Source organism: Vibrio sp. 10N.247.311.49 (assembly GCF_041467655.1).
Taxonomy (GTDB): domain Bacteria; phylum Pseudomonadota; class Gammaproteobacteria; order Enterobacterales; family Vibrionaceae; genus Vibrio; species Vibrio crassostreae_C.
Genome location: NZ_JBFSVA010000013.1, coordinates 136,924 through 144,377, shown reverse-complemented (window position 1 = coordinate 144,377; position 7,454 = coordinate 136,924). Strand labels below are relative to the sequence as shown.

Sequence of the window (7,454 nt, the reverse complement as noted above, 5' to 3'; positions counted from 1 at the left end):
CTCGCATCTCGCATCTCGCATCTCGCATCTCGCATCTCGCATCTCGCATCTCGCAGTATGTTACAAGCAATAAAAAGCCCCGCAAGCTTTCACTTGCGGGGCTTTTTTAGCTAATTGAGAAAAGGGCTAATTACTTACCAGCTTCTTTTTCTGCTTTAACTTTTGCAATCACTTCGTCAGCAACGTTAGTTGGACATGGTGCGTATTGTGCGAATTCCATAGAGAATTGGCCACGACCAGAAGTGATAGTACGTAGGTGACCGATGTAGCCGAACATCTCAGAAAGAGGTACGTCAGCTTTAATACGAACACCAGTAACGCCAGCTTGTTGATCTTTGATCATGCCACGACGACGGTTAAGGTCACCGATAACATCACCAACGTGATCGTCTGGAGTGAACACGTCAACGTTCATGATTGGCTCAAGAAGTTGCGCGCCAGCTTTAGGCATAGATTGACGGAATGCGCCTTTCGCTGCGATTTCAAATGCGATAGCAGATGAATCGACTGCGTGGAAACCACCATCGAAAAGTTCAACTTCAACGTCTAGAGTTGGGAAGCCAGCTAGTACGCCGTTTTCCATCATAGATGCGAAGCCTTTCTCAACTGCAGGCCAGAATTCTTTAGGAACGTTACCGCCCACAACTACAGAGTTGAACTTGAAGCCAGAACCTGCTTCGCCTGGTTTGATACGGTAATCGATCTTACCGAATTGACCAGAACCACCAGATTGCTTCTTGTGCGTGTAGCTATCTTCAATTGCTTGAGTGATAGTTTCACGGTAAGCAACTTGAGGAGCACCTACAGTTAGGTCAACGCCGTATGTACGCTTAAGGATATCTACCTTGATGTCTAGGTGAAGTTCACCCATACCTTTCAGGATAGTTTCGCCAGTCTCTTCGTCAGTCTCAACTTGGAAAGATGGATCTTCTGCAACCATTTTACCGATCGCGATACCCATTTTCTCAGAACCGCCTTTATCTTTTGGAGATACAGCGATTGAGATTACTGGAGTTGGGAATACCATTGGCTCAAGCGTTACTTGGTGCTTAGGATCACATAGAGTGTGACCAGTTTGCACGTTCTTCATACCAACGATCGCAATGATGTCACCAGCTTGTGCGCTAGTTAGTTCGTTACGGTCATCAGCTTGCATCTCAACCATACGGCCAACACGTTCTGTCTTGCCAGTGAATGAGTTAAGAATCGTGTCACCTTTGTTCAGTTTACCAGAGTAAATACGAACGAAAGTTAGAGCACCGAAGCGGTCATCCATGATTTTGAATGCAAGCGCTTTGAAAGTTTCATCTGTAGAAACGATAGCGTGTTCGCCAGTTTCTTCGCCGTTCTCATCCATTAGAGGTTGAGGATCAACTTCAGTTGGTGCTGGTAGGTAATCTACTACAGCATCAAGGATAAGTTGCATACCTTTGTTCTTGAACGCAGAACCACAGAACGTTGGGAAGAATGCGATATCACGAGTACCTTTACGGATACAACGCTTAACGTCTTCAATAGAAGGCTCTTCACCTTCCATGTAAGCTTCCATTAGGTCATCGTCTTGCTCTACAGCAGTTTCGATTAGCTCTTCACGGTATTGCTCAACGTCATCAACCATGTCCGCAGGAACATCTGTGATTTCGTAGTTTTCAGGAAGACCAGTGTCATCCCAAACGTATGCTTTACGGCTTAGTAGGTCTACAACACCAACGAACTCGTCTTCACGGCCGATTGGTAGAACCATTACTAGAGGAGTTGCACCTAGAACGTTTTTAACTTGGTCAACAACGTTGTAGAAGTCTGCACCCATACGGTCTAGTTTGTTAACGAAGATCAGACGAGATACTTCTGATTCGTTAGCGTAGCGCCAGTTAGTTTCTGATTGAGGTTCAACACCACCAGAACCACAGAATACACCGATACCGCCATCAAGAACTTTAAGAGAACGGTATACTTCAACTGTGAAGTCAACGTGTCCAGGAGTATCGATAACGTTTAGACGGTGATCGTTCCAAAAACAGCTTACAGCTGCTGATTGGATAGTAATACCGCGCTCAGCTTCCTGTTCCATGAAGTCAGTCGTTGATTCGCCATCATGTACTTCACCAGTCTTGTGGATTTGACCAGTTAGCTTAAGGATACGCTCAGTGGTAGTTGTTTTACCCGCATCAACGTGCGCGAAAATACCAATGTTTCTGTATTTCGATAAATCTGCCATTGTCTTACTCTGTTAATAGGATATAAAATGCGCGCAGAGTATATCACAATCTGTGAAGACTGATAGCTTTGCATGCATTTGGGACTAAAAAACTTTGCCTTTTTCTAACATATAGAAAAAGGCACTCAGTAGTAACAATCTAAATGATTGTTAATTATAGTGCTAACCTAAAGCCTAATCGGCGTTAAGGTTAGGCTGAATTGCTGCTGTATAGAGTAGCTGAAGTGAGTTCAATTACAACTCATCAAAAGCATTAATTGCTTCCGATAATTTTTTCACACCGTGGATCTGCATTCCTGGAATGCCACCTTTAGGCATGTTAGCCGCCGGTACAATCGCTTTCTTAAAGCCGTGTTTAAATGCTTCATTTAAACGCTCTTGTCCGCTCGGTACAGGTCGAATCTCACCCGCTAGGCCTACTTCTCCAAATACCACCACATCTTTTGGTAATGCGCGGTCTCTGAAACTAGAAAGTAGAGCCATCACCAACGCAAGATCAGCACTGGTTTCGGTTACTTTAACACCACCGACGACATTCACAAACACATCTTGGTCAGCCATTTGTAAGCCGCCGTGTTTATGCAGCACCGCTAATAACAAAGAAAGCCTGTTTTGCTCTAGGCCGACAGCGACGCGACGTGGGTTAGCCAGCTGTGAATAATCCACCAGCGCTTGGATTTCGACAAGAAGTGGACGCGTCCCTTCCCACACCACCATGACAGAACTGCCCGAGGTTTCTTCTTCACCACGAGACAAGAAGATAGCGGATGGGTTGCTGACTTCTTTTAGCCCTTGCCCTGTCATCGCAAACACACCCAGTTCATTCACTGCACCAAAACGGTTTTTGTGGCTGCGTAGCGTTCTAAAACGGCTATCGGTTCCGCCATCTAATAAAACAGAACAGTCAATAATGTGCTCAAGTACTTTTGGCCCTGCTAAGGTGCCGTCTTTAGTTACGTGTCCAACTAAGAACACAGCAACGTTATTCTGTTTTGCGTAGCGCGTTAATGCGGTTGCCGATTCACGAACCTGTGCAACACTGCCCGGAGAAGATTGAACATCCGCAACGTGCATAACTTGGATCGAGTCGATAACCATGATCTTAGGTTGTTCTTTTTCTGCAACCTGACAAATCTTATCCACGTTCGTTTCTGAGAGCATCTTTAGGTGCTCTTTTGGCAATCCAAGTCGAGACGCACGCATCGCGACTTGTTGCAGAGATTCTTCCCCGGTTACATAGAGAGTCGGTAATTGAGAAGAAAGCTGACACATGGTTTGTAATAGCAGCGTTGATTTACCGGCACCCGGGTTACCACCAATCAGGATCGCAGCACCCGGTACGACACCACCACCAAGTACGCGGTCTAGCTCTTTAAAGCCACTACTAAAGCGTGGTACTTCTTGTAGATTAATTTCAGATAATGTCTGAACGCTCGATTCTGTTACTGCACCTGCATAACCAGATAATCTTTCATTGCGCGCTACTTGAGGTGAAGCGGCTAACCTAACTTCTGTAATCGTGTTCCAAGCACCACATGCGTTGCACTGCCCCTGCCAACGTGGAAAGTCAGCACCACAGTCATTACACACATAAGCTCGTTTTGCCTTAGCCATAAAACCTCAATAATTTACTCAGTTACACAATGATGTTGTCAATTTGTGACTTATTTGACCGTACGGGTGAAAATAAACGTTGCAGTCATACCACTTATACTTAAAGATCGATTTAAACTAGTCGATAACATAAATGCACCGTCCATTCTAACAAGAAAAGTATGCAGCAATCTGAAATTCTATCTGTAGCAGAACGTCTTATCCCGGCCTACCACGCCGAAGATTTCGAATTCCTTCTTTCTCAAATGACAGAAGGCGAATCTCCGTCTCTAAAACTGCTCGTTAAAATGGAACTGAATCGTATCATGGCTCCGTGTACAAAGAGCATTGATTTACGCGGGCGTATTGATAATGAGTGTCGTCAGTTCACTCTCGATGGCCGTAAGCACTGGCTCGATGATATCGCTTTAAACGCATATCAACGTGGTACGAAAAAGTTTAAAGGTTACACAGAAGGCGCATGGGAGTTAGTAATGACTCCGCGAACTCAGCCTCTGAGCGTTGTTAAAACATCTTCTCAAGGTAACCACGACATTACTAGCGCCAATAGCCCGTACGAAGCGGAAGCTATTAACCTAGGTTACGACTTAAAACGCCAAGAGAACAGACTCAAGATTAGCTCGCAGGTCGAGATCACCACATCGAAAGGGCAAAGCCTACATGGTGTAACGGTTGATATCTCCCCGTCGGGTGCAAAGTTCAAAGTACCGAGCGCCTTTCGATACAACCTCGGCGAGATCATCAGCGTTAAGTTCTCAGAGCTTATCGAAAAGTCCCAAGAAAACGATGTTAACCAAGCGGTTGAATTTCGTGTTTTGGGTATCGACGAATCTTATGAGAACAACGCGGTCAAATTTCTAAGAACCATCAAGGTAAGCGACAACAATATTGTGGCTCGCTTACTCGATGAGTCTTTAAATAGCACCAGTAAGAAAACCAGCCATGAGAATCAAGATAGGATTATTCGAACTCGTACTCGAGGAATCGAACATACCTATCTAAAGCATACTTGTAACCTACCCCTGTTTTTCAGCGGCAGCGAACTAAAGCTTGCCCTACTGACGGATAACAACCATCCATTATGGCAATATTGGCACGACGAACGAAATCAACAAGCGCTGGGTACCCTGTTCAACGAGCAACGTATGAACCTGTTGGCGAAACCAGGAGTGAAGGGAACCAGTAACGTTATCTACTCTTTTACCCATGAACACCAAAACAAGACCTTGTTCTATTCAATGATGCTGCCTGAAGCCTCTCGTGAACAAAGACAGCTGTTCTGGCACATCGGTGGCAAACGTAAAAGTTGGAAGGCGTTCAAGTTCTCGGTTTTCGAACTTTCAGACACTGAGCGACAAGCATTAGCTAAACACTCGGATACGCTGGCTCAAAGCTCAGCTCAACTGACGCATTGCGGAATCTTGCAAGAGATTGGCGATCACGAAAGTGCGGCGGACTATCTTCTGAGTGAAAAGCCACGCATTCCAAGCAGTGAATTGAACCGCTTCCGTCACCCGCGTACTGTCGTCGGCAATATTCAAAGCATCTACTTTGACTCTCAGACTCGTCGTAAAGAGCCGAGATACCAATTTAAGTCACCGTTGCAACTTACATCACAAGATGGCACAGCGGCGAACGGACACACCTTAGATATTTCGAAGCGTGGACTGAGCATTAGCCTTGAACACCCAATGGTACTCAAGATTAATGATCCGGTATTAGTGAACTTCAATGAACTGCAGCTCTATGACAAGAACCTGCCACTGAGCACAGTGCCTTACCACGTAATTCGAGTGAGTCCGAATGGTCGCAACGTGCAGTTGGTTATTGCCGAGAACGCCAAGACAATGCGTACCATCGCTTTCCTTAATGGGCTTATCGATCAAAACCAAAGTAAGCTGATTAAGAAGCAAGAGATACTGCCAACACATTCGCTACTCGAATCACTGCACAACATTTTGTTGAGCAAGATGGTCAGTAACCCAATATTCATTGATAAGCCAAGTTCAACGCTGCGCTGTAAGATCATTGGTGTGAATTTCCCACTGAATAAGCATCTAACGTTACTTGCTAAGCTTGGCCATAATCAAAAGTTCTCACTCGAGCCAATCTTCAAGGGTCACACCAACTCACTGTTGGCTGAGCCACTAAAAAGAATTGAAGGTGCGGAGCCTAAGCATCATGACGTGTACATTGCTGCAGTGAAGTTTGGCGACAAAATCCAGTCGGTACACACCAAGTTGGTCAAAGACTTCGCCTCAGCAAAGGAACGCATCTTATTCATCAAGAAAGCGCAGCACTTAGGTGATGTGTATGTATTGCGAGTCACCACGGCACCTATCTTTAATCCGCTAACGAGTTTATTCCAGTCGGATTTAGAAGAGCTTTCACGCATCAGTATGCATCAAGCTAAGAAGCTAGAGAATGAGGTGACGGCGTTTATCGGTTATGGCGAGATAGAGGACATTACCGATGAAGTGCTGATTCGATTGGAGCTAACACGCTAGCCTCGAGTGGCGTATTAACTTAAGCATGAAAATTGAAAAAGCAGGCTGATAGCCTGCTTTTTTTGTGTCTGAGCCACTATTGCTAAATAAGATACATAGCCAATAGCACTTAGGTAGAGCCCCTAAGGTTTCGCTTGCCAGCTGATCTTCTGTTGCTTAGCCAATACACCCGACAAGATACACAGCACACCGCCTAAACCTGCGTAACGAACAGCAGTTTGAGCTTGCTGCTCTACTTTTGGTTTTGCGTGGTAGGCAATGCCTAAACCTGCAGAGCCCATCATCACCAAGTCATTGGCACCATCACCAACGGCAACGGTATTATGTAGTTCCAATTCGTACTCTTCAGCCAACTCTACCAAGATATCCGCTTTGGTCTGCGCCGAAACAACATCGCCTAAGACTTCACCCGTCAACTTACCGTTGACGATCTCAAGCGTGTTTGATTGAGCATGGTCTAGATCAAGGGTATCTTTCAGGTAGTCAGAGAAGTAAGTAAAACCGCCTGATGCAATCGCCGTTTTCCAGCCAAGCTTATTTAGAGTATTCACCAGCCCGACCAAGTCTGGCATGAATGGCAATGACTGACGCACTTGCTCTAATATCGATTCATCCGCACCTTTCAGTGCTCCTACTCGCTGGCGTAGGCTCTGTTCAAAGTCGAGCTCGCCTTGCATTGCTCGTTCTGTGATTTCAGAGACTAACTCTCCCACTCCAGCTAGCTTGGCAATCTCATCGATGCATTCAATTTGAATCGCTGTGGAATCCATATCCATCACGATCAAACCTGGCTTAGATAAGTCTGGTACCTCGCTAAGGCAAGCATAATCAAGCTTTAGCGCTTGGAGGATTTCTTCGTGTGCTGGCGTTAGATTGCCTGACATCAAAGCCACTTCATAATGCCCAACCTTCCACGTATCGAGGATGGTGTTGTAAGTGCCAGTGAAAAAGTCGATGTCATCGAAAGATTGTGGAGATAGGTACTCACCAAACACAATCCAATTGGCCTTGGATTTAGCGAGTTGAGAAGCGAAACGAGTCTCGGGGAGTCGAGTTAATAATGTCGTATGCCTTTTTATCGGCAGATATTTCTGAGCGTCCATGTGTATGATTCC

The 7,454-nt window shown here is 45.4% G+C and carries 4 protein-coding genes; 1 reads left to right on the top strand and 3 read right to left on the bottom strand.

Annotated elements, in window-relative coordinates; translation table 11 throughout:
• Positions 1-130: 130 nt before the first annotated feature.
• Together fusA and radA are read right to left on the bottom strand one after the other, a co-directional pair.
• Positions 131-2,218: an elongation factor G gene (fusA, locus tag AB6E54_RS14380; RefSeq protein WP_123301053.1), complete on the bottom strand. Its 2,088-nt coding sequence runs from the start codon at positions 2,216-2,218 to the stop codon at positions 131-133.
• Between the two features lie 234 nt (positions 2,219-2,452).
• Positions 2,453-3,832: a DNA repair protein RadA gene (gene radA / locus AB6E54_RS14375; RefSeq protein ID WP_017058826.1), complete on the bottom strand. Its 1,380-nt coding sequence runs from the start codon at positions 3,830-3,832 to the stop codon at positions 2,453-2,455.
• Between the two features lie 161 nt (positions 3,833-3,993).
• Here radA and AB6E54_RS14370 point away from each other — a divergent pair, with 161 nt between their 5' ends.
• Positions 3,994-6,339, top strand: a complete 2,346-nt coding sequence (locus AB6E54_RS14370; protein WP_017058827.1) for a PilZ domain-containing protein — start codon at positions 3,994-3,996, stop codon at positions 6,337-6,339.
• A 122-nt stretch (positions 6,340-6,461) separates the two neighbouring features.
• Here AB6E54_RS14370 and serB read toward each other — a convergent pair whose 3' ends face one another.
• Positions 6,462-7,442, bottom strand: coding sequence for a phosphoserine phosphatase (gene serB, locus AB6E54_RS14365; protein WP_017058828.1), 981 nt, complete (start codon positions 7,440-7,442; stop codon positions 6,462-6,464).
• Positions 7,443-7,454: the final 12 nt, after the last annotated feature.